18 protein-coding genes are annotated in these 20098 nt (G+C 61.7%); 8 read left to right on the top strand and 10 right to left on the bottom strand.

What is annotated here, in order from left to right; translation table 11 throughout:
- Position 1 precedes the first annotated feature (1 nt).
- Both KI610_RS14990 and prfB read right to left on the bottom strand, forming a co-directional pair.
- A complete protein-coding gene (locus tag KI610_RS14990) occupies positions 2 to 1249 on the bottom strand; it encodes a hypothetical protein (RefSeq protein ID WP_226495765.1) in 1248 nt (415 codons plus the stop codon).
- Between the two features lie 18 nt (positions 1250 to 1267).
- Positions 1268 to 2372 (bottom strand): peptide chain release factor 2 gene (gene prfB / locus KI610_RS14985; protein ID WP_226495764.1). Its coding sequence is split into 2 segments (ribosomal slippage): positions 1268 to 2290 and positions 2292 to 2372, totalling 1104 coding nucleotides; the frame shifts between segments, so codons are not numbered across the junction.
- Between the two features lie 203 nt (positions 2373 to 2575).
- Between prfB and nifJ the strand changes: the two genes are divergently transcribed.
- The 4 genes from nifJ to KI610_RS14965 all read left to right on the top strand — a co-directional run bounded on the left by nifJ (position 2576) and on the right by KI610_RS14965 (position 9093).
- Entirely contained in the window at positions 2576 to 6211 is a 3636-nt protein-coding gene (gene nifJ / locus KI610_RS14980) for a pyruvate:ferredoxin (flavodoxin) oxidoreductase (protein ID WP_226495763.1), read from the top strand.
- Entirely contained in the window at positions 6204 to 7214 is a 1011-nt protein-coding gene (locus tag KI610_RS14975; RefSeq protein WP_226495762.1) for a dihydroorotate dehydrogenase-like protein, read from the top strand. Before nifJ ends, KI610_RS14975 begins: the two co-directional genes overlap by 8 nt.
- Before the next feature lie 219 nt (positions 7215 to 7433).
- Positions 7434 to 8330, top strand: coding sequence for a PEP-CTERM sorting domain-containing protein (locus KI610_RS14970; RefSeq protein WP_226495761.1), 897 nt, complete (start codon positions 7434 to 7436; stop codon positions 8328 to 8330).
- Positions 8331 to 8694: 364 nt separating this feature from the next.
- A complete protein-coding gene (locus KI610_RS14965; RefSeq protein ID WP_226495760.1) occupies positions 8695 to 9093 on the top strand; it encodes a DUF995 domain-containing protein in 399 nt (132 codons plus the stop codon).
- A gap of 60 nt (positions 9094 to 9153) precedes the next feature.
- Here the strand turns inward: KI610_RS14965 and KI610_RS14960 are convergent, their stop codons facing one another.
- From KI610_RS14960 to KI610_RS14940, 5 genes are read right to left on the bottom strand one after another with little or no spacing between them, the layout of a single operon-like run.
- Positions 9154 to 9411 carry a hypothetical protein gene (locus tag KI610_RS14960; protein WP_226495759.1) on the bottom strand — a complete coding sequence of 86 codons (258 nt, stop codon included), beginning with the start codon at positions 9409 to 9411 and terminating at the stop codon, positions 9154 to 9156.
- A complete protein-coding gene (locus KI610_RS14955) occupies positions 9408 to 9959 on the bottom strand; it encodes a 3'-5' exoribonuclease domain-containing protein (protein ID WP_226495758.1) in 552 nt (183 codons plus the stop codon). Before KI610_RS14955 ends, KI610_RS14960 begins: the two co-directional genes overlap by 4 nt.
- Positions 9956 to 10423: a nuclear transport factor 2 family protein gene (locus KI610_RS14950; RefSeq protein WP_226495757.1), complete on the bottom strand. Its 468-nt coding sequence runs from the start codon at positions 10421 to 10423 to the stop codon at positions 9956 to 9958. The genes KI610_RS14955 and KI610_RS14950 overlap by 4 nt, the downstream gene beginning before the upstream one ends.
- Positions 10424 to 10432: 9 nt before the next feature.
- Complete coding sequence (locus KI610_RS14945; RefSeq protein WP_226495756.1) at positions 10433 to 11050, bottom strand: pyridoxamine 5'-phosphate oxidase family protein; 618 nt, start codon at positions 11048 to 11050, stop codon at positions 10433 to 10435.
- Between the two features lie 29 nt (positions 11051 to 11079).
- Positions 11080 to 11622, bottom strand: coding sequence for a carboxymuconolactone decarboxylase family protein (locus tag KI610_RS14940; protein ID WP_226495755.1), 543 nt, complete (start codon positions 11620 to 11622; stop codon positions 11080 to 11082).
- A 125-nt stretch (positions 11623 to 11747) separates the two neighbouring features.
- Between KI610_RS14940 and KI610_RS14935 the strand changes: the two genes are divergently transcribed.
- Positions 11748 to 12656 carry a LysR substrate-binding domain-containing protein gene (locus KI610_RS14935; protein ID WP_226495754.1) on the top strand — a complete coding sequence of 303 codons (909 nt, stop codon included), beginning with the start codon at positions 11748 to 11750 and terminating at the stop codon, positions 12654 to 12656.
- A gap of 97 nt (positions 12657 to 12753) precedes the next feature.
- On the opposite strand, the gene recJ is transcribed toward KI610_RS14935, so the two are convergent.
- Entirely contained in the window at positions 12754 to 14442 is a 1689-nt protein-coding gene (gene recJ, locus KI610_RS14930) for a single-stranded-DNA-specific exonuclease RecJ (protein WP_226495753.1), read from the bottom strand.
- The gene (locus tag KI610_RS14925; RefSeq protein WP_226495752.1) at positions 14439 to 15476 is read right to left on the bottom strand and encodes a hypothetical protein; all 1038 of its coding nucleotides are present in this window, start codon (positions 15474 to 15476) and stop codon (positions 14439 to 14441) included. The genes recJ and KI610_RS14925 overlap by 4 nt, the downstream gene beginning before the upstream one ends.
- A 69-nt stretch (positions 15477 to 15545) precedes the next feature.
- Here KI610_RS14925 and KI610_RS14920 point away from each other — a divergent pair, with 69 nt between their 5' ends.
- From KI610_RS14920 to KI610_RS14910, 3 genes are all read left to right on the top strand, one after another.
- Entirely contained in the window at positions 15546 to 16793 is a 1248-nt protein-coding gene (locus KI610_RS14920; protein ID WP_404827414.1) for a lipoprotein-releasing ABC transporter permease subunit, read from the top strand.
- The gene (gene lolD / locus KI610_RS14915) at positions 16786 to 17463 is read left to right on the top strand and encodes a lipoprotein-releasing ABC transporter ATP-binding protein LolD (RefSeq protein ID WP_226495751.1); all 678 of its coding nucleotides are present in this window, start codon (positions 16786 to 16788) and stop codon (positions 17461 to 17463) included. Before KI610_RS14920 ends, lolD begins: the two co-directional genes overlap by 8 nt.
- An 82-nt stretch (positions 17464 to 17545) precedes the next feature.
- Positions 17546 to 19561 carry a methyl-accepting chemotaxis protein gene (locus tag KI610_RS14910; RefSeq protein WP_226495750.1) on the top strand — a complete coding sequence of 672 codons (2016 nt, stop codon included), beginning with the start codon at positions 17546 to 17548 and terminating at the stop codon, positions 19559 to 19561.
- On the opposite strand, the gene KI610_RS14905 is transcribed toward KI610_RS14910, so the two are convergent.
- Positions 19551 to 20087 carry a DUF2062 domain-containing protein gene (locus tag KI610_RS14905; protein ID WP_226495749.1) on the bottom strand — a complete coding sequence of 179 codons (537 nt, stop codon included), beginning with the start codon at positions 20085 to 20087 and terminating at the stop codon, positions 19551 to 19553. The genes KI610_RS14910 and KI610_RS14905 overlap by 11 nt on opposite strands.
- Between the last annotated feature and the right edge of the window lie 11 nt (positions 20088 to 20098).

Genomic DNA, 20098 nt, shown 5'->3' with positions numbered 1-20098 from the left:
GTCACTCCGGTTTATAGAGCGGCAGGGCATCGAGGCGGCGTTCGATTTCCGCCGTCAGTTGCCGATAGGCCGGGCTGCTCGTGTTGCCGAACTGGCGCCGGAAGTCGGCGGCGCTGATCGATTCCGGCAGGTCGCTGATGACGGGGACGAGGTCGCCGTCGGTCAATTCCTTTTCGAGTTGCGTGTTGAGGCGCGAGTCGTTGCGGTTGAGCAATTCGCCGAAACGGGTGCCGGCCCGGTCGGCAGCCAGGTCGGCGAAGGAGAAGCCGCTGCCATGGCGGGCATCGGCCATTTCCTTGTAGACGCCGATGGCGTCGGCCACCGGTTCGCCAGCCCAGGCGGCGAGGGTGGCCGAAACCACGAAGTGCTGGGCGGTATCGCCGCGGCCGGCCAGCATCAGCGTCACGGGGCGAAGCTGTGGCCACTGGCGGGCTTCGGGAATGAGCGAGGCGATGTTTTTCTCGGCCAGGTAAACGCCAAGCACGAGCAGGGCCGCGCGGCGGTTTTCGTGCTGATCGGCGCCGTTGATGTCGAGCACGGTACGCATGACGCTGGCCAACGGAACGGGACGCCCGGGTGCGTGGTGGTCGAACAGGGCGGCCAGCGATTCGTGAGCGGAGCGGATGCGAGCCAGATCGTCCGGCTTGAAGGCGATGGACCGGGCGCGGTCGAGCAGGGCCGGTTCCCAGACGTAGGCGACGACAATGCGCTGACGCTGCGGGTCGAAGATCAATTCGCGGATGGCCTGGCGGGCCAGCGTCCATTCCGGCCCGTAGCCGGCGCCCTGAACGGCAGTGGCGAGCATGAATTCAAGGAATTGCGGTGGAATCGGCAAACTGCCCATGGATGCCGCGACGATTTTCGGTTCGCCCTTTCCCTCGCGGAACGTGGCGCGCAAATTGAGGTAACGCTCGCCCGGCAGCAGCGGCACGCGTGCGCTGAGGCGGACTTCGGCCGTTTCCTCGCCGAGCGCCAGGGCGCCGCGGCCACGCAGGCTGCGGCCGGCCAGATAATTGATGCCTTCATCGATAAGTGCCGCGGGGATCGCCGTCCGCCGTGCTTCGCCCGACTGCAGGCGGCGCGGATCGTTGGTGTGAAACAGCCAGCGCGCCTGATTGACGGCGGCCTGCGAGATGGTTTCGCTACGCTCGACCAGCGGTTTGCCGTCGAGCGCGGCCAGCAACAGCCCACCGATGGCCAGCCCGAGCAGTAGCAGCGTGCCGGCCAGCCAGGCAAGGAGGCGAGTCATGGCTGACTCACCGCCTGCTTAAACGCCCTGTTTCAGGCTGGCTTCGATGAACGGATCGAGATCGCCATCGAGGACACCTTGCGTGTTGCCGGTTTCGTGGTTGGTGCGCAGATCCTTGATACGGCTCTGGTCGAGCACGTAGGAGCGGATTTGGTGGCCCCAGCCGATGTCCGACTTGGCATCTTCGAGTTTCTGCTGTTCGGCCTGTTGCTTGCGCAGTTCGAACTCGTAGATGCGGGCGCGCAGCATTTGCCAGGCTTCGTCGCGGTTGCGGTGCTGCGAACGGTCGTTCTGGCACTGGACAACGATGCCGGTCGGGACGTGGGTCAGACGCACGGCGGAGTCGGTCTTGTTGATGTGCTGACCGCCGGCGCCGGAAGCGCGGTAGGTGTCGGTGCGGACGTCGGACGGATTGATGTTGATCTCGATCGAATCATCGACTTCGGGGAAGACGAAGATGCTGGTGAACGAGGTGTGGCGGCGGGCGGCCGAGTCGAACGGTGATTTGCGGACCAAGCGGTGGATGCCGGTTTCGGTGCGCAGCGTGCCGTAGGCGTAGTCGCCGGTGAACTTGACGGTGGCGCCCTTGATGCCGGCGACTTCACCTTCGGATTCTTCCATGACTTCCACGGCGAACCCTTTTTTCTCGCCATATTTCAAATACATGCGCAACAGCATCGAGGCCCAGTCCTGGGCTTCGGTACCGCCGGCGCCGGCCTGGATTTCCAGGAAGCAGGGGCTGGGGTCCATCGGATTGTTGAACATGCGGCGGAATTCGAGGGCGGCGACCTTGGCTTCGATTGCGGCGTTATCGGCCTCGACTGAAAGCAGCGTCTCTTCGTCGCCATCTTCCTTGCCCATGTCGAACAGTTCGCGGCCGTCGTCGAGGCCGGACTGGACTTCTTCGAGCACCAGCACGATGTTTTCCAGCGATTTCTTCTCGCGCCCGAGTTCCTGGGCGCGCTTGGCGTCGTCCCAGATCTTCGGGTCTTCCATCTCCTGGGTGAGGAGGGTCAGGCGCTCGCGTTTCTGATCGTAGTCAAAGATACCTCCGCAGCTCGGCGGCGCGCTGCGCCAGATCGTCGAGCTTGTAGGAGATGCTGTTGATGTGTTCGGCTTCCATGGTCGGGCGTCCAGATACTTGAAAACCGGACATTATAAAGCTTTAGGTGGCCCAATCATGTGGCGTTTTGGTAGGCATTTTTTTCGTCTCCGATGGCATAACTCCCCGCCACACGGGCGTAGAATGGGGTTGTTGCGCCGCAACATTAAGAGGAGAGGAGAGTACTCTCCCTGGGCGGCACACATTTCGGGGCTGGACTGAACATGAACAAGATGCTGACCATCGACGGCAATGAAGCCGTCGCCAACGTGGCCTACCGCGTTTCCGAAGTGATCGCGATTTACCCGATCACCCCCTCGTCCGGCATGGGCGAACTGTCCGACGAATGGGCCGCCCAAGGCAAAACCAATGTCTGGGACTGCGTGCCGCGCGTCGTCGAACTGCAGTCCGAAGGTGGCGCCGCCGGCACTGTCCACGGCGCCCTGCAGGCCGGTTCGCTGGCGACGACCTTCACGGCGTCGCAGGGCCTGCTGCTGATGATCCCCAATATGTACAAGATCGCCGGCGAACTGACGCCGACGGTCTTCCACGTCGCCGCCCGTGCCATCGCGACGCACGCGCTGTCGATTTTCGGCGACCACTCCGATGTGATGGCGACGCGCGGCACCGGCTTCGCGCTGCTTTCGTCCAATTCGGTGCAGGAAGCGCAGGACATGGCGGCCATCGCCTCGGCCGCGACGCTGGCCGGCCGCCTGCCGGTGCTGCATTTCTTCGACGGTTTCCGCACCTCGCACGAGGTGGCGAAGATTACCGGTGTCGACGACGACGTCCTGCGCAAAATGATGCCGCAGGAGCTGATCGCCGCCTTGCGTCACCGCTCGCTGTCGCCGGAACACCCGGTGCTGCGCGGCAGTTCGCAGAATCCCGACGTCTTCTTCCAGGCCCGCGAAGCGCAGAACCCGTGGTTCGATGCTTTTCCGGGCGTCGTCCAGCAGGCCATGGACCGCTACGCGGAGCTGACCGGGCGGCAATACAAGTTGTTCGACTACGTCGGCGCTCCCGACGCTGAGCGCGTCATCATCATGATGGGCTCGGGAGCGGAAACAGCGCAGGAGACGGTCGAACACCTCAACCGTCAGGGCGAGAAGGTCGGCCTGCTCAAGGTTCGCCTTTACCGCCCGTGGGCGCCGGCGGCGCTGCTCGCTGCCTTGCCGGTGACGACCAAGGCTATTGCCGTACTCGACCGCTGCAAGGAGCCGGGCTCCGATGGTGAGCCGCTGTTCAAGGATGTGCTGGTTGCGCTGGCCGAAAATGTCGGTAGCGAGTCACCGCGCTTTGCCACCTTGCCGAAAGTGCTCGGCGGGCGTTACGGGCTGGCTTCCAAGGAATTCACGCCGGCTATGGTTTTTGCCGTGTTTTTCCGGTTGACCGTGGGAATGGGCAAGCGCCACTTCACCATCGGCATCAACGATGACGTAACGCATCTGTCGTTGCCCACCGATCCGGCTTTCCGCACCGATGCCGTGCGCCAGACCTTCGGCGCCGTGTTCTATGGCCTGGGTTCGGACGGCACCGTTTCGGCCAACAAGAATTCGATCAAGATCATCGGCGACGAAACCGATCTGCACGCGCAAGGCTATTTCGTATACGACTCGAAAAAGTCGGGAGCGATGACCGTCTCGCACCTGCGCTTCGGCTCGCAGCCGATCCGCGCCACCTACCTGACCGGTGAGGGCGACGCCAAGTTCATCGCCTGCCACCAGCCGCTGTTCCTGGAAACCCACGACCTGCTGGCCCACGCCGCGCCGGGCGCCGTCTTTCTGCTCAACTCGCCGCTCCCGGCCGACAAGGTTTGGGCGACGCTGCCAGTTGCCATGCAGCAGCAGATGATCGCCAAGCGCATTCGCTTTCATGTCATCGACGCCTATCAGGTCGCTCTCGAAGCCGACATGGGCCGGCGCATCAACACGGTCATGCAGACCTGCTTCTTCGCCATTTCCGGCATCCTGCCGCAGGACGAGGCCATCGCCGCGATCAAGCATGCTGTTGAAAAGACCTACGGCCGCAAGGGCCGGCGCATCGCCGAGCTGAATTACAAGGCTATCGACAAGACCCTGGTCTGCCTGCATGAAGTGCCAGTGCCGGCCGAGTTCGCTGCTTCTGAAATTTGCATTCCCGAACGCACCGTTCAACAAGCTTCCGAATTCGTTCGCAAGTTGACGCTGCCGATGATCGCCGGCAAGGGCGACAGCCTGCCGGTGTCGGTCTTCCCCGTCGATGGTACCTTCCCGACCGGCACCGCCAAGTACGAAAAGCGCAATCTTGCGCTGCAAATCCCGGTCCTCGAAACCGATCTGTGCACGCAGTGCGGCAAGTGCGTTTTTGTCTGCCCGCATTCGGCCATCCGCGCCAAGGCTTACCCGGCCGAACTTGCCGATAGCGCGCCAGCGACGTTCAAGACCATGGCCATCCGCAGCAAGGATTACCCGGCCGGCTGGAAGATGAGCTACCAGGTGGCGCCCGAGGATTGCACGGGCTGCACACTGTGCGTCGAGGTCTGCCCGATTCGCGACAAGTCCAACGTTTCGCGCAAGGCCCTCAACATGGCCGAACAGGCCCCGCTGCGCGCACCGGAAGCTGAAAACTGGGATTTCTTCCTCAAGCTGCCCGATTACGACCGCACGGTTGCCAAGCGCAACACCATTCCCGGCTCGATGTTGTTGCAGCCGATGTTCGAGTTTTCCGGCGCCTGCGTCGGTTGCGGCGAAACGCCGTACATCCGGCTGGCCACGCAGCTCTTCGGCGACCGCATGCTGGTCGCCAACGCCACGGGCTGTTCGTCGATCTACGGCGGCAACCTGCCGACCACGCCGTACACCACCGATGCCAACGGCCGCGGCCCGGCCTGGAGCAATTCGCTGTTCGAGGACAACGCCGAGTTCGGTCTCGGCATGCGCCTGGCCACCAACCAGCTGGCCGAGACGGCACGCGTGCAGTTACGGGCCATGGCCCTGGAAATCGGCGATGCCCAGGTTCAGGCGCTGCTCAATGCAGACCAGACAAGTGAAGCCGGCATTCATGACCAGCGTCAACGGGTGTCTCAACTGCAGGCAAAACTGTCGGCCATTGGCACACCCGCCGCCGACCATCTCGCTGCCGTCGCTGAATACCTGATCCGGCGCAGCGTGTGGATCATCGGCGGCGATGGCTGGGCCTACGACATCGGCTTCGGTGGCCTCGACCATGTGCTGTCGTCGGGAGAGGACGTCAATATTCTCGTCCTCGATACCGAGGTCTATTCCAACACCGGCGGCCAGAACTCCAAGGCGACGCCACGCGGCGCCGTCGCCAAGTTCGCCGCCGGCGGCCAGCCCAACCGCAAGAAGGATCTGGCGCGCATCGCCATCGACTACGAAAACGTCTACGTCGCCCAGGTTGCCTACGGCGCCAAGGATGTCCATACGCTGAAGGCCTTCCTCGATGCCGAAAGCTATCCCGGCGTCTCGATCATCATCGCCTACAGCCCGTGTATTGCGCATGGTGTCGATCTGTCGAACAACCATCGCCAGCAGGATCTGGCCGTGAAGTCCGGCCACTGGCCGTTGCTCCGCTACGACCCGCGCCGGCGTCAGCAGGGCGAGAATCCGCTAACGGTCGATAGCGCCGCCCCGAGCATCCCGTTCAGCGATTTCGCCCGTAATGAGGCGCGCTTTACAATCCTCGAGCGACTGAAGCCGGACGCTTCGGTCTACTTCATGGCCCAAGCCGGCAAGGACGCCCGCCTGCGCCATCAGGAATATGTCGAACTCTCGGAAATGGTGCTGCCCGAAGCTGCCATCGACGAGAAAGTCAAAGAGGCCCAGGAGGCCGCAGACAAGAAGGAAGCGCCCAATGCCTGATCTGTCCACGACCTACCTCGGCCTGCACCTCAAGAACCCGCTGGTGCCGTCATCGAGCCCGCTCAGCCATGACCTCGACGCCGTGCTGCACCTCGAAGATGCCGGCGCGGCAGCCATCGTCATGCATTCGCTGTTCGAGGAGGATGTCCGCCACGACGAGCGGATGATCGACCGCTTCCTGGTCCATCCCGACACCTTCGGCGAATCGGCCGGCCACCTGCCTTTCGGTCACGACTACCAGAGCCGGCTCGACAGCTATCTCGAAAAAATCCTGCGCCTCAAGTCGCGCCTGTCCATCCCCGTCGTCGCCAGCCTCAACGGCTCAACGCTCAACGGCTGGGTCGAACTGGGCAAGGAACTGGAATCGGCCGGCGCCGATGCACTCGAACTCAACGCCTGGTACATGCCAAGCGACCCCAAGGTCTCCGGCGCCGCCATCGAGGACCATCATCTTTCCTTGCTGCAGGAACTGAAGACCGTGGTGAGCATTCCGGTCGGCATGAAACTCTCGCCCTTCTTCTCCTCGCTGCCGCATTTCGTCCATCAGGCCGAAGCGGCCGGGGCAGCCGGCATTTCGCTGTTCAACCGCTTCTTCCAGCCCGATATCGATCTGGAAACGCTCAGCGTAGTGGACCGCGTGCAGCTGTCATCCTCGGCCGACACCCTGCTCGCCATGCGCTGGATCGCCATCCTGCGCGGCAGTACAAAGCTGTCGCTGGCCGCCACCGGCGGCGTGCACACGGCGCAAGATGCCCTCAAGATGCTGCTCGCCGGCGCCGACGTCGTGCACATGGCCAGCGCCCTGCTAAAACAAGGCCCGCAGGCCCTCAGCGAAGTCCTGCAAGGCATGACCAACTGGCTGCGCGAGCGCGAGTACACCTCGGTCGCGCAAATGAAAGGCTCGATGAGCCAGCAGAATTCACCGAACCCTAGCACCTTCGCCCGGGCTTCCTACTTGCACGTGCTGAATTCGTTTGTGCCGCCGGCTGGAGTGCGCTACTAGCGGTGATCTCCGCCGCATGGGCGCCCTATCGCCTTGTGATGTCGGGTTATTTTACAAATGCCCATTTTTGATTTATGAAAATGCCATTTTGGCCCTCTGGGAGGGCTTATCGGCTGGTTGTTTATTCCATGCGATTTTTAAGTGGCACGGGTTGTGCTATGTGATTGTCGAAACCGATAAATTCGATATGCGGTTTCTGAAAAGCACAAGGTGAAAAAAATGAAATCGCTAAAATCAAAATCCCTCTCTGTACTTTCCGTTGCTCTGCTGACCTGCACGGTTTGGGCAAATGCAGCGCAAGCAGCTACGTGTACGCTGGATAGCGTCACGATCACCAGCATAGAGACGAGTCCGGTAGATGGTGCCGGGGTGATTTTTTCGGGTTCCCAAGCGGCTACTGGCTGTGAGGGAACGATTAAAGTCGGCGGGGTCAATGGCGATGGAACCCTTTCAACCGATGAGAATATCGGTCGTGAGGGAGACGGCCTACTCAACGGCGAGAATGCAGCGGTTCTCACCGGCAACAGATTCCTGACCACTTCGGCAGATCAAATGCTTGATCTTGATGGCGATAGCTATGCAACGGATCCTGGCTGGATCAAGCTGGCCAAAAGTAATTACGACGAAAAGCTTGGGGTATGGACAGCTGTTGAATATCCGTCGAATCCCAAGGATGCGAATGGTGACTCTTTGATCGAGCAGGTCTTGACGGTCAAGTTTTCCTGCACCAACGCTAGTTGCACGGCCGGCGAATGGGTATTGGTGACGACAACGGACATTATCCAGAAAGTTCAGGAAGTGCTTGGCAGAAATTCGTTTGATCATCTGGCTTTTGTCCTTCATTCCGGCCAGGATGGATTCGCTGTTTACGATTTCAATTTCAATATTCTTGGCCAAGGTTTGACGGGATTTGATTTTGTAACACCCTATTCTTTCGCTGGCGACTGGAATACTGACGATTTCACCAACCCTCACGGAGCGGCTCAAGCGATTTCATACATTTCAGTTTGGGCACGGGATCCGGCGTCCACGAACGATGTTCCGGAGCCCGCGAGTCTTGCCCTGCTTGGAATGGGGCTTCTTGGTGTTGCAGCAATTCGGCGCAGGAAAAACTAATCCCTATCGGGTAGTTCATTCAGAGGCGCCTGCGGGCGCCTCTTGCGTTTTTCGGCAACAACATCGGAAAGCCCACGGTTTCCCATTTGGGTATCGGCTTACCCAACCACTGACCAACTGTAGTGGGCACAACTGAGCCGTTGGTCAATCGCTTTTTATACGATTCGTCATCGATCAACAGTTTTTCAATTTTGGCCGTTTTTTCCGGTTGACCGTAGCAATCGTCGATTGAGGCTACGTGCGATGTTGGTCAGTAAATCTCTCCACCCCCGGCTCTGGATAAGCATATTATCGAGAACGATTTGCTGTTGTCGCAGTCTCGATTGTCATGTTGAAGTGGTTGTCTCTTCTGGAGGGAAATGCCATGTCAAAACTTGCATTTGCGGTCCTTGGAAGCATTGTCGCAATTAGCGCGTTTGCACAGGATGGTGCCGTCAAGATGACGCGGGACGAGTTGCTGTCTTTCCTCCCGGGAACCAAGGTGACTCACGTCTCGCAGGCTGGCAGTGAGCGCCATTGGACGAACGAGCCGGATGGCAGTTTGTATGCGAACTCGAACAACAAAACCTACGGCAGCGCTACTGGATCCCAGACCGCGGGCCAGGCGGGAAAGTGGAAAGTCAGTGATGAAGGCAAGTACTGCATCGACATAGATTGGAAGAAAGTCAGCGAGAAATGGTGTTTCCATGTCCTCAAAGGCGAGGGCGACATTTATTACCTGCACAGAGTGGCCGAAAAGAACAAGATCATTTTCGCCAAGTAAGCGATTTATCGCCAAGCCTCTGGTGGTCGGCGTTTTGCCGACTGCAATGACTTCGCTGAATTACTTCGTGGCTTCCAGATGTTCCACCATCAACTGCGGGCTTCCGACGCCCATGTATTCGTTGATCGCCAGCCGGTAGGCGAGGCGGGTGCGGTTGCCGGGCTGGGTGCTGAAGTTGAACTGGATGGCCTCGATGCGGGTGTCGCCTTTGCGCACGGGCTGTTTGAGGTGTTTGTCCTTGAGTGCAACTCTACGTGTAGCGGCTTGATGGTCGGTCGGCAATGGGTGATGCGAATCAGTGCTCGTTTGAGGGGTCATGATTTCAACATGTTGGAAAAGAGCAGGCCTTGTTCTATCGCATCGTCGAGGGCGATGTGCATATGTGGCGATGGGTCGAACCAGTCTGCGGGCATCGAAGCTCTGCCACATTGGTGGTAGGGCTTGCGCAGGATGGCCATGGCGTAGGTTTTGATGTCGATAACCGAATATCCGAATGGATTTTCGCCGGCATAGTGGTTGAGATACCAGAGCACAAAGGGGAAGTCGAAGGCAGCCGGGTAGGCGACGAAGACAGGTTTTCCGGGCAGCGCCTTCAGCCAGGCGGCGTATCGGATTATCGCCGTTTCGGGGGCTTCGGGATTGACCCGGCAGGTGGCCCAGGCTTCGGGCTGGGTGGCCCACCAAGCCATGGTGTGCTGGTCCGGCTCGCTGTCCGGCGGCGTTTCCAGATTGGCTGAGAACGTCGCCAGCAACTGTTTGTCAGCGGTGAAGACGGCCGAGCCGATACTGAGCATGGCGTTCTTGCCGACGATCGGGCCATCGGTTTCGATATCGGTGCTGACATACAATTCGCGCGTTGGATTCATAGTCCGAGGTCGCTCAGGGACGGATGGTCATCGGGGCGCCGGCCGAGCGGCCAGAAGAACTTTCGTTCGCTCGCGTTGATAGGCAGGTCGTTGATGCTGGCGAAGCGTCGCAGCATGAAGCCGTGTTCGTTGAATTCCCAGTTTTCGTTGCCATAGGCACGAAACCATTGGCCTGTCTCGTCACGGTATTCATAGGCGAAACGCACCGCGATGCGGTTGTCGGTGACGGCCCAAAGTTCCTTGATCAGGCGGTAGTCCAATTCCTTTTGCCATTTGCGTGTCAGGAATTGATGCACCTGCTCGCGCCCGACCGGGAATTCGGTCCGATTGCGCCAGCGCGTGTCGTCGGTATAGACCAGCACGACGCGGTCTGGGTCGCGGCTGTTCCAGGCGTCCTCGGCCAGTCGGACTTTCTGGGCGGCGCTGTCGGCGGTGAACGGCGGCAGGGGTGGTTTGGTTTCCATCATGCTTCCTTATCTATTGCTGCTTAGTCGTTTGATCTCGGCTTCCAGTTCGGCAATTTTCGCGTCGCGGCTTTGCAGTGCCCTGGACACATCACCGGCTTCGAGGCGTTGCGGGATATGTTGCGAGCAGTTGGCATCCCAGACTTCGACGGTGAACACTATGGCCTGTTCGCTTCTTGCCCTGTAGTTTTGCGGCATCAGTCGGTCGGTCAGCGCCCTGTCGTCCTCGACGACGCGGGCGGTTCCCCACAGCTTGAAACGTTGCTGCGTTGCGTAGTCGATCAGGAAGAGATGCGCCCTGGGGTTCTCGACCAGATTGCCGCTGGTGATGTATTGCCGGTTACCGTTGAAATCCGCGAAGGCAATGGTCTGTTCATCGAGCACAACCAGAAAGCCGGGCGGCCCGCCGCGGTGCTGGATGTAAGGCTGGCCGTCGCGGTTGGCCGTGGCGAGAAAGACGCTGGTTTGTTGTCCGATGAATTCGGCGAGATCGCCGCTGATCGTCGTCGCCCAGCCGCCCAGACTTTCCATGCGGGCATAGGCATCGCGCGAACCTTTGCGGGATTGGATAGCCTTGACGCCGGGCGTGAAGGCGATATCGCTGGCGATTTTGCGTTCCTGGCTCATGGCTATCCGCTCCGTAAATGTGAACCGGTTTATTGAAATGGATGGACGACCGGGAAGTCGATGTCCGTCCGGGCGACGTTATTGACGTAGTTGGTCAGCGTGTTGAGGGCGACCAGCAAAACGATCTCGATGACCTCGGCTTCATTGAAGCCGGCGGCTTTGATCTCGGCCAGATCGGCGTCGGCGACATGGCCGCGCGTGCCGACGACGCGTGTGGCGAAGCGCAGGGCGGCGGCGGCCTTGGGGTCGGTCGAGTTGCCACGACGATTGGCGTCGAGTTCGGCGGCGTCGAGCTTGGCCAGATTGCTGCCGAGATAGGTGTGGGCCGACAGGCAATAAGCGCAGCCGTTGAGTTCGGCCACTGCCAGGGCGATCCGCTCGCTGGTCTGGGCGCCGATGCTGCCTTTGCCGAGTGCGCCGTTCAGGCTCAAGCAGCCTTCCAGGGCCGCCGGGCTGTGGCCGACGACTTTCATCAGGTTGGGGACGACGCCGAGTTGGCGCAGGACGGCCTCGAGCAGCGGCAAAGAGGCGGACGGGGTTTGATCGGTTGAGGGAATGCTGATGCGTGACATGGAAGTTCTCCGGTTTGATTCACCGTGCGGGTTGCGCAGTGCCTGAAACGCATCTTGCTCGTATGTATGAAATAGAAGAATATCCATATTTCGCAATTTATTATTGCAAATAATGGAATTATAAAATGGACCGGCTTTACTCGATGGGCGTCTTTGTTGCTGTGGCCGAAGAGGAGAGTTTCGCCGCCGCGGCGCGTCGGCTGGCCATGTCGCCGCCCGCTGTGACGCGGACCATAGCGGCGCTGGAGGCGCATCTCGGGGTCAAGCTGTTGTCCCGGACGACGCGCTTTGTTCGGACCACCGATGCCGGTCAGCGCTATCTGGAAAGCGCCCGCCGCATTCTGGCCGAGGCCGACGAGGCCGACGAGGCGGCGGCCGGCGTTCACGCCACGGTGCGTGGACAATTGGTCGTCACGGCGCCGGTCCTTTTCGGCAGCATGCACGTCATGCCGGGTATCGTCGAATTCCTGGCGCGTTACCCGGAGGTTTCGGTCAGCGCGGCCTATGTCGACCGGGTGGTCAATCTGCTCGAGGAGGGCATCGATGTCGGCGTCCGTATTGGCGAGCTACCCGATTCGACGATGCGCGCCGTTCCGGTCGGGTCGGTCCGTCGCGTCATTTGCGCTGCGCCAGACTACCTGGCCCGCCACCCCGAGTTGAGGGAGCCGAGCGATCTGGCAGGGCAGACCATCATCTCGGCCAGCGCGGTATCGCCGGGCACCGAATGGCGCCTGGGCGACGGCAAGCGGCAATTCAGCGTCAAGCTTCGGCCGCGCCTGACTGTCAGCAACAATGCGGCGGCCATCGAGGCGGCGCTGATGGGCTTTGGCGTGACGCGTCTGATGTCCTACCAGGTGGCGGGCCATCTGGCGACGGGGAAACTGATCAGCTTGTTTGCCGCCGACGAGCCGCCGGCGCTGCCCGTCCACATCATTCACCTCGAAGGCCGGCAAGCCTCCGCCAAAGTTCGTGCGCTGGTCGATGTGCTGGTTGAGCGGTTGCGTGGCAATGCCGCCCTGGACTATCGGGAATAGCCGCTCTGCCTTTGGCTAATCCAGCCTGGCCGGATTTCGATTTTGGCCGTTTTTTCCGGTTGACCGTAGCAATGGCGCCGCAAATACCAAATTGCGGCTACTCCAGGTGCTCCACCATCAACTGCGGGCTTTCGACGCCCATGTATTCGTTGATCGCCAGCCGGTAGGCGAGGCGGGTGCGGTTGCCGGGCTGGGTGCTGAAATTGAACTGGATGGCGTCGATGCGGGTATCGCCCTTGCGCAGGCGCAGCTTGAGGTGTTTTTCCTTGAGCACGCGTTGCTGTTCGACGTCGAAATCGTCCATGAACAGCGGCGCCGGGAAGCCCTGGCCCCAGATTTCGTTTTCGAGCAGGCGGGCGGTCGCCAGGGAAATGTAGCTGCCTTCGAGGTTGCCGTCGGTTTCCAGCGTGCGGGTCAGGTCGGCCGGGGCGAGCAGTTCGCCGGCGACTTCGGCGAACAGGGATTTGAATTTTTCGAAGTTTTCGGCGTTGACCGTAGCACCGGCGGCCATGGCGTGGCCGCCGAAGCGGATGAGCAGGCCGGGAGCGCGTTTGGCGACGAGGTCGAGGGCGTCGCGCAGGTGCAGGCCGGGGATCGAGCGGCCGGAGCCTTTGACGATGCCGCCTTCGCCGGGCGCGAAGGCGAACACCGGGCGGTGCAGCTTGTCCTTGATGCGCGAGGCGAGGATGCCGACGACGCCTTCGTGCCAGCTTTCGTCGAACATCGCGATGCCGGGCGCAGCGTCATTGGCGTCGAGCGATTCGAGCAGGATCAGCGCCTGTTCCTGCATACCGGATTCGATTTCGCGGCGTTCGCGGTTGAGGGTGTCGAGTTCCTGGGCGATCTGCAGGGCGCGGCTGGCGTCGTCGGTGAGCAGGCATTCGACGCCGAGGCGCATGTCGGCCAGGCGGCCGGCGGCATTGAGGCGCGGGCCGAGGATGAAGCCGAGATCCATCGCCGTCGCCTTCTTCGGATCGCGGCCGGCGGCCTTGAACAGGGCGGCGATGCCGGCCTGCATCTGGCCGGCGCGCATGCGCTTGAGGCCCTGGCTGACGAGGATGCGGTTGTTGCGGTCGAGCTTGACGACGTCGGCGACGGTGCCCAGCGCGACGAGGTCGAGCAGGTTGGCGAAGTTGGGTTCCGGGCGTTCGGCAAAATAACCGCGTTCGCGCAGTTCGGCCCGCAAGGCGAGCATGACGTAGAACATGACGCCGACGCCGGCGATGCATTTCGACGGGAAATCGCAGCCGGGCTGGTTGGGATTGACGATGCAGTCTGCGGCCGGGAGCGTTTCGGCCGGCAGGTGGTGGTCGGTGATGAGCGTGGCGATGCCGTGCTGCTGGGCGCGGGCGACGCCTTCGAGCGAGGCGATGCCGTTGTCGACGGTGATGATGAGGTCGGGCGACTGCTGGGCAGCGACATCGACGATTTCCGGCGACAGGCCGTAGCCGAGCTTGAAGCGGTCGGGCAGCAGGAAATTGACATCGGCGCCGAGCGCCTTCAAAGCGCGCATGCCGACGGCCGTGGCGGTGGCGCCGTCGCAGTCGTAGTCGCCGATGATCAGCATCTTGGCCTCGGCTTCGATGGCGTCGGCCAGCAACTGGGCGGCGGCGGTGGCGTTGGTCAGCGCGGTGGGCGGGATCAGCGACTTCAGTTCGTAGTCGAGTTCGGACTTGTCCTTGATGCCGCGCGCGGCGTAGAGCCGGGCGAGCAGCGGGTGCAGGCCCTGTTGTTCGAGTTGCCAGACGATGCGCTGCGGTGCGCTGCGGGTGGTGATGTTGGTCACGGGCTTGTTCCTTCGGCCAGCTCTTGTGCAATGGCTTGTAGCGGGCGGCTCTTGCGCCAGAATTTCCAGCGGTCCTTGCCGTGCAGCGTCCAGGTCAGCTGGCCGTAGATGGTCGGGGCGACGATGCTCAGGGTTTCGATCTTGCCGCCGAGCGCGGCGCGCAGCGGGACGAACCAGTCGCGTTCGAGCGCGGCGAAGGCGTTGCGCCAGTCGTCGCTGTTTTCGTAGAGAACCGGCGGCAGCAAGGTGTCGAGCAGGACCAGCGGGTTGTCGTTGGGCGCCGAGTCGGCGAGCAGGGCGCTCAGGCCGGCCGGGCAGGGCGGGGCCTCGATGCCGGCGGCGAGCGCCAGGCCGGTGGCCAGCGGATTGTCGCTGCACACGGCGGAAAATTGCGGTGCCGGCACGTCGCCCAGCGGCCCGCCGCCCCACAGCCAGACGCTGTTGACAGCCGGTTTGCCTTCGGCCTGGCGGCGCTCGTTGACCGGGTGGCCATGCAGGAACATCTGCACTTCGTTGAGCCAGCGGTTGAGCCGGCCATTCTTGTCGGTCAGGTCGCTATCGAGGCGACGGCCGGCAATGGTTGAAATCGGGGCAAATTTCTCGTTGACCGTGGCATTCAGCTGCAAATACCAGCGGCGGGCCGTGGCGACATGAAAGCGCCCGATGTCGGCAAATTCGGAGTTCAGCGATGCGGTGATGGCATGCGCTTCGTCGAGTTCGAGCTCGAAGGCGCCGGCATCGGCGAGGACGATGCGTTCGTGGTGGAAACGCAGATGCACGGGGTCGGCGCACAGCCAGTGGCCGTCGCCGGGCTGATTTTTTTCGACTTCGCCGAGCAGGCGGAGGACGCCGAAAGGTGCGTCGGTCAGCCCGAAGCAGTCGGCCAGCACGTTTTCAAATGCCCGGCGCGGCAGGCGGGAAAATTCGGCGTGGGCGGTCAGCCATTCGAAGCCGGGGGCGGCCAGTTTGCCCAGGGTCAGTTGGTCGTTCGGTTCGGGCCAGATCAGTTCGGGGACAAGCAGGGTAAGGCGCACGGGCGGCAGGCAAGGGGTTGGCGGGCAAAAAGTGTACCATAGCGACTTTCCCCGCCCGGTGTTATCCGCATGGCATTGCCTTACGAACTTTTGATCGGCCTGCGCTATACGCGCGCCAAAAAGCGCAATCATTTCATTTCATTCATTTCCCTGATTTCGATGCTCGGCATTGGCCTCGGCGTCGCCGCGCTGATCGTCGTCCTATCGGTCATGAACGGCTTCCAGAAGGAGTTGCGGACACGCATTCTCGGTGTCGCCTCGCACATCCAGATCACCGGCATCAACGGCGAGTTGCCGAACTGGCAACTGGTCGCCGAACAGGCCGCCAAGCACCCGGAAGTCCGCGCTAGCGCGCCGTTCGTCCAGTCGCAGGGGATGTTTAGCGTGGACGGCACGGTCAAGGGCACGCTGGTGCGCGGCATCCTGCCCGACCAGGAAGACCGCGTCGCCGATTTCCGCAAGACCATCCAGAGCGGCAGCCTCGACGACCTGCGGCCAGGCGAGTTCGGCGTCGTGCTGGGCTCCGACCTCGCCCGTTCGCTGCGCGTGTTCACCGGCGACAAGCTGACGCTCATCGCGCCGCAGGGCACGGTCACGCCGGCTGGCGTCATGCCGCGGCTGAAGTCCTTCAAGGTGGTCGGCATCTTCGAGGTCGGTATGTTCGAGTATGACTCGGGGCTGGCTCTGATCCATCTTGAAGACGCGCAAAAGCTCTACCAGATGGAGGACCGGGTGACCGGTGTCCGGCTCAAGGTCGACGATCTCTTCCAGGCGCCGCGCATCGCCCGCGACCTGGTCCGCTACATCGACGCCGACGCCTACCTGAGCGACTGGACGAAGAGCCACGCCAATTTCTTCCGCGCCGTGGCGATCGAGAAGAACATGATGTTCATCATCCTCTCGCTGATCGTCGCCGTGGCCGCCTTCAACCTCGTGTCGACGCTGGTCATGGCGGTCACCGACAAGCAGGCCGACATCGCCATCCTGCGCACGCTGGGGGCGCGGCCGCTGTCGATCATGGCCGTCTTTGTCGTGCAGGGCGCACTGGTCGGCTTCATCGGGCTCGGCATGGGGATCGTCGGCGGCGTACTGCTGGCGCTCAACATCGATGTCGTCGTGCCCTTCATCGAGCAGATGCTCGGCGTGCATTTCCTCTCGAAGGAGGTCTATTACATCTCCGACCTGCCTTCCGAATTGCAATGGGGCGACGTCTGGGGTGTCACGCTGATTGCCTTCGTGCTCGCCTTGCTGGCAACGCTTTATCCCAGTTGGCGGGCTTCCCGCGTTAATCCGGCAGAGGCCCTGCGCTATGAGTGAACCGATTCTGATCGCCCGCGGCCTGTCCAAGGTGTTTCGTGGCGGCGGGCTGGAAGTGCCTGTGCTCTCCGGGGTTGACCTGCAGGTCAACCCCGGCGAAACGGTCGCCGTGGTGGGCGCGTCCGGTTCCGGCAAGAGCACCCTGCTGCACCTCCTGGGCGGGCTGGATACGCCAACGGCCGGCGATGTGACCCTGATGGGCCGCGATTTCTCTTCACTCGGCGAAGTTGCCCGCGGCGACTGGCGCAACCGGCACCTCGGTTTCGTCTATCAGTTCCACCATCTGCTGGCCGAGTTCTCGGCGCTCGAAAACGTTGCCATGCCCTTGCTGATTCGCCGCATGGAACGCGGCGCGGCGCTGGCCAAGGCGGGCGAGATACTAACCGCCGTCGGCCTCGGCCACCGGGTAGAGCATCGCCCCGGCGAACTTTCCGGTGGCGAGCGCCAGCGCGCCGCCATCGCCCGCGCCCTGGTCAGCGATCCGTCATGTTTGCTGGCCGATGAACCAACCGGCAATCTCGACAGTCATACCGCGTCAGTCGTGTTTGGCCTGCTGATCGATCGGGTGCGCGAGCAGCAGGCGAGCCTGATCGTGGTAACGCACGATCAGAGACTGGCGGCACAGGCGGATCGAGTACTTCATTTAACTGACGGCATTCTTTGTGAATAGTTTGATAAGTGTCAGATAATGTAAAATATGACTAAATTAACATAGTTCTATTGCCAGCGGCGTAACGCCGAGGAGACCTGAAATGCAATTCCTTTTTTCCCCGGCTGTTGCCCTGATGAACCGGCTTCGCTACAACAGCAAGTTTTTGCTGCTCGGTTCGGCAGTGTTGGTTGTCATGCTGGTCCTGATGTATTCCGTTTATTCGTCACTGAGTCGGGATATCGAATCAGCCAGGGGAGAACTGGCCGGGCTGGAGATCATCAAGCCGGTCAATCAGATGGCGCAGGTGATGCAGCAGCATCGCGGATTGTCGGCCGGGGTGCTCAACGGCAACGAGGCCATGAAGGACAAGCGGGCCGCCAAGGAAAAAGAGGTATCGGCTGCCGTCGCCGCCGTCGCAGCGGCCCTTCCTTCCCAATTGCGTGAAGCGGCCGCCTGGAAGGCGATTCGCCAGGACTGGGAGACGATTGCCGCCCAGGGCCTGACCTGGACGCCGCCGGAGAACATCAAGCGCCACACGGTCATGATCGGCAATGTGCTGCAGTTCATGGTGACGGTTGCCGACGAGACCCAACTGACGCTCGATCCGGTCATGGATACCTACTACGCCATGGATACCCTGGTCACCAAGATGCCGGCCATGCTCGAGCAGATGGGGATCACGCGGGCCCGGGGCACCGGCCTGCTGACGAAGAAAGAGCTGTCGTCGCAGCAACGGGTTGATCTTGCTTCGATCCTGGCGCAGATGGAAGGCACGCTGCGCGCCCAGAATATCAATCTGGAAAAGGTGGTGCGCTACTCGTCCGTGCCTCAGGAAGGACTTTCCGAGCGGACCAAGGAGTTTTCTGTCGGGGCTGAAAAGATTTTTGCCTTGGTCCGTGACGATATCCTCGGGGAAAAATACGCCACAGCACCGCAGGATTACTTTGCGCAGACCACCCAGGTCATCGACCTTGGCTACAAGGTCATATTCGACACGCTGATTCCGCAATTCGAGCTTCAATTGCACAAGCGGCTGGCGCAATCGCGCCAGGTCCTGGCCTTCGAAATTGCCCTGGCAGCGGGCATTGCCCTGCTTGTCGCCTATCTCGGCATTGGTACTTATTATTCGGTCATCAACAGCGTCGGCGAGTTTTCCCGCGGTGCCAGCCGCCTGGCCGATGGCGACCTGACGGCCGAGTTCGACACCCATGGCGTCGATGAACTGCACGCTGCTGGCAAGGACTTCAACGGCATGGCAGCGGCTTTCCGCAAGTTGCTCGGCGGCATTCAGGGCGATGTCCGGCAACTCAACCAGGCGGCCGAACAACTAGCCACGTCCAGCCAGCAGATTTCTGCCGGCACGGCGGCGCAAAGCGATTCCGCTTCGAGCATGGCGGCCGCGGTCGAGGAAATGACGGTCGGTATCGATCACATTTCCCGGAATGCGCAGGATGCGCAGCTTTACTCGCGGGAGTCGGACGAGGTCGCGACGCGGGGTGGCAAGATCGTCCAGTCCGTGGTCGATGAAATCCAGGGCATCGCGCTGACCGTCAATGAATCGGCCGCCGCCGTCGAGGCGCTGGGCGAGCAGTCCGGACAGATTTCGGCCATCGTCGGCACCATCAAGGATATTGCCGACCAGACCAACCTGTTGGCGCTTAATGCCGCCATCGAGGCGGCGCGGGCCGGCGAATCGGGCCGCGGTTTTGCCGTGGTGGCCGATGAGGTCAGGAAGCTGGCGGAACGGACGACCAAGTCGACCCATGAGATTTCCGCCATGATATTGGCCGTTCAGTCAGGCACGGCGACGGCGGTGTCGAGCATGAAAGAGGGCGTTTCCCGGGTGTCGTCCGGAGTCGAGCAGGCACGCCTGGCTGGAGAGGCCATCGGCCAGGTTCAGGCCCAGTCGCGCCAGGTGCTCAATGCCGTTTCCGAAATCACCAACGCGCTGCGCGAACAGGCGGCAGCGAGCACCGAGATCGCCCAGAACGTCGAGCGGATCGCCCAGATGGCCGAGGAGAACAATGCGGCCGCCAGCGGCAATGCCGAGACTTCGGATACGTTGCGCAAGCTGTCGCATGCGCTGACCACGGCCATCGCCCGCTTCAGGACCTGAGTTTTTTCCGGCGCCGCCAGGCGCTGATCAGGTAGGCCCGCCACGCCGTGCGTGTGGCGAAGTAGCCGATGATCGCCAGTCCGCTGGCGAGCAGGATCAGGCCGATGCCCAGCGGCTTGGCAACCGCCAGCATCCAGGTCTGCATCGCCGTGCTCCAGCCGATGAAATCGGTGGCGCTGAAGGCTGGCGGCGTAATGAATCCGTTGCTTTCGCCAATGCCCAGCCGGCCGACCTGGTAGGCCAGCAGGTAGAGTGGAACGATGGTGAACGGGTTGGTGTAGAGCGTCACCAGCATGGCCAGCGGCAGGTTGACGCGAAAGACCAGTGCACAGGCCGCGGCGCCGAGCATTTGCAGTGGGCCGGGAATGAGCCCGCAGAACAGGCCGGCCGCCACCGCGCCAGCCGCCGAATGGCGATTCAGATGCCATAGCCGCGGGTGCAGCAACGACGACTCGAACGGCTTCAACCAGCGGTTGTTACGGATGGTCTGGTGATCGGGCAGGTATTTTTTCAGGGTCCGGCGCATGCCCTTATTAT

Source organism: Ferribacterium limneticum (assembly GCF_020510565.1).
In the GTDB taxonomy this organism is placed as follows: domain Bacteria; phylum Pseudomonadota; class Gammaproteobacteria; order Burkholderiales; family Rhodocyclaceae; genus Azonexus; species Azonexus limneticus_B.
This window is presented reverse-complemented; position numbering and strand designations above follow the sequence as displayed.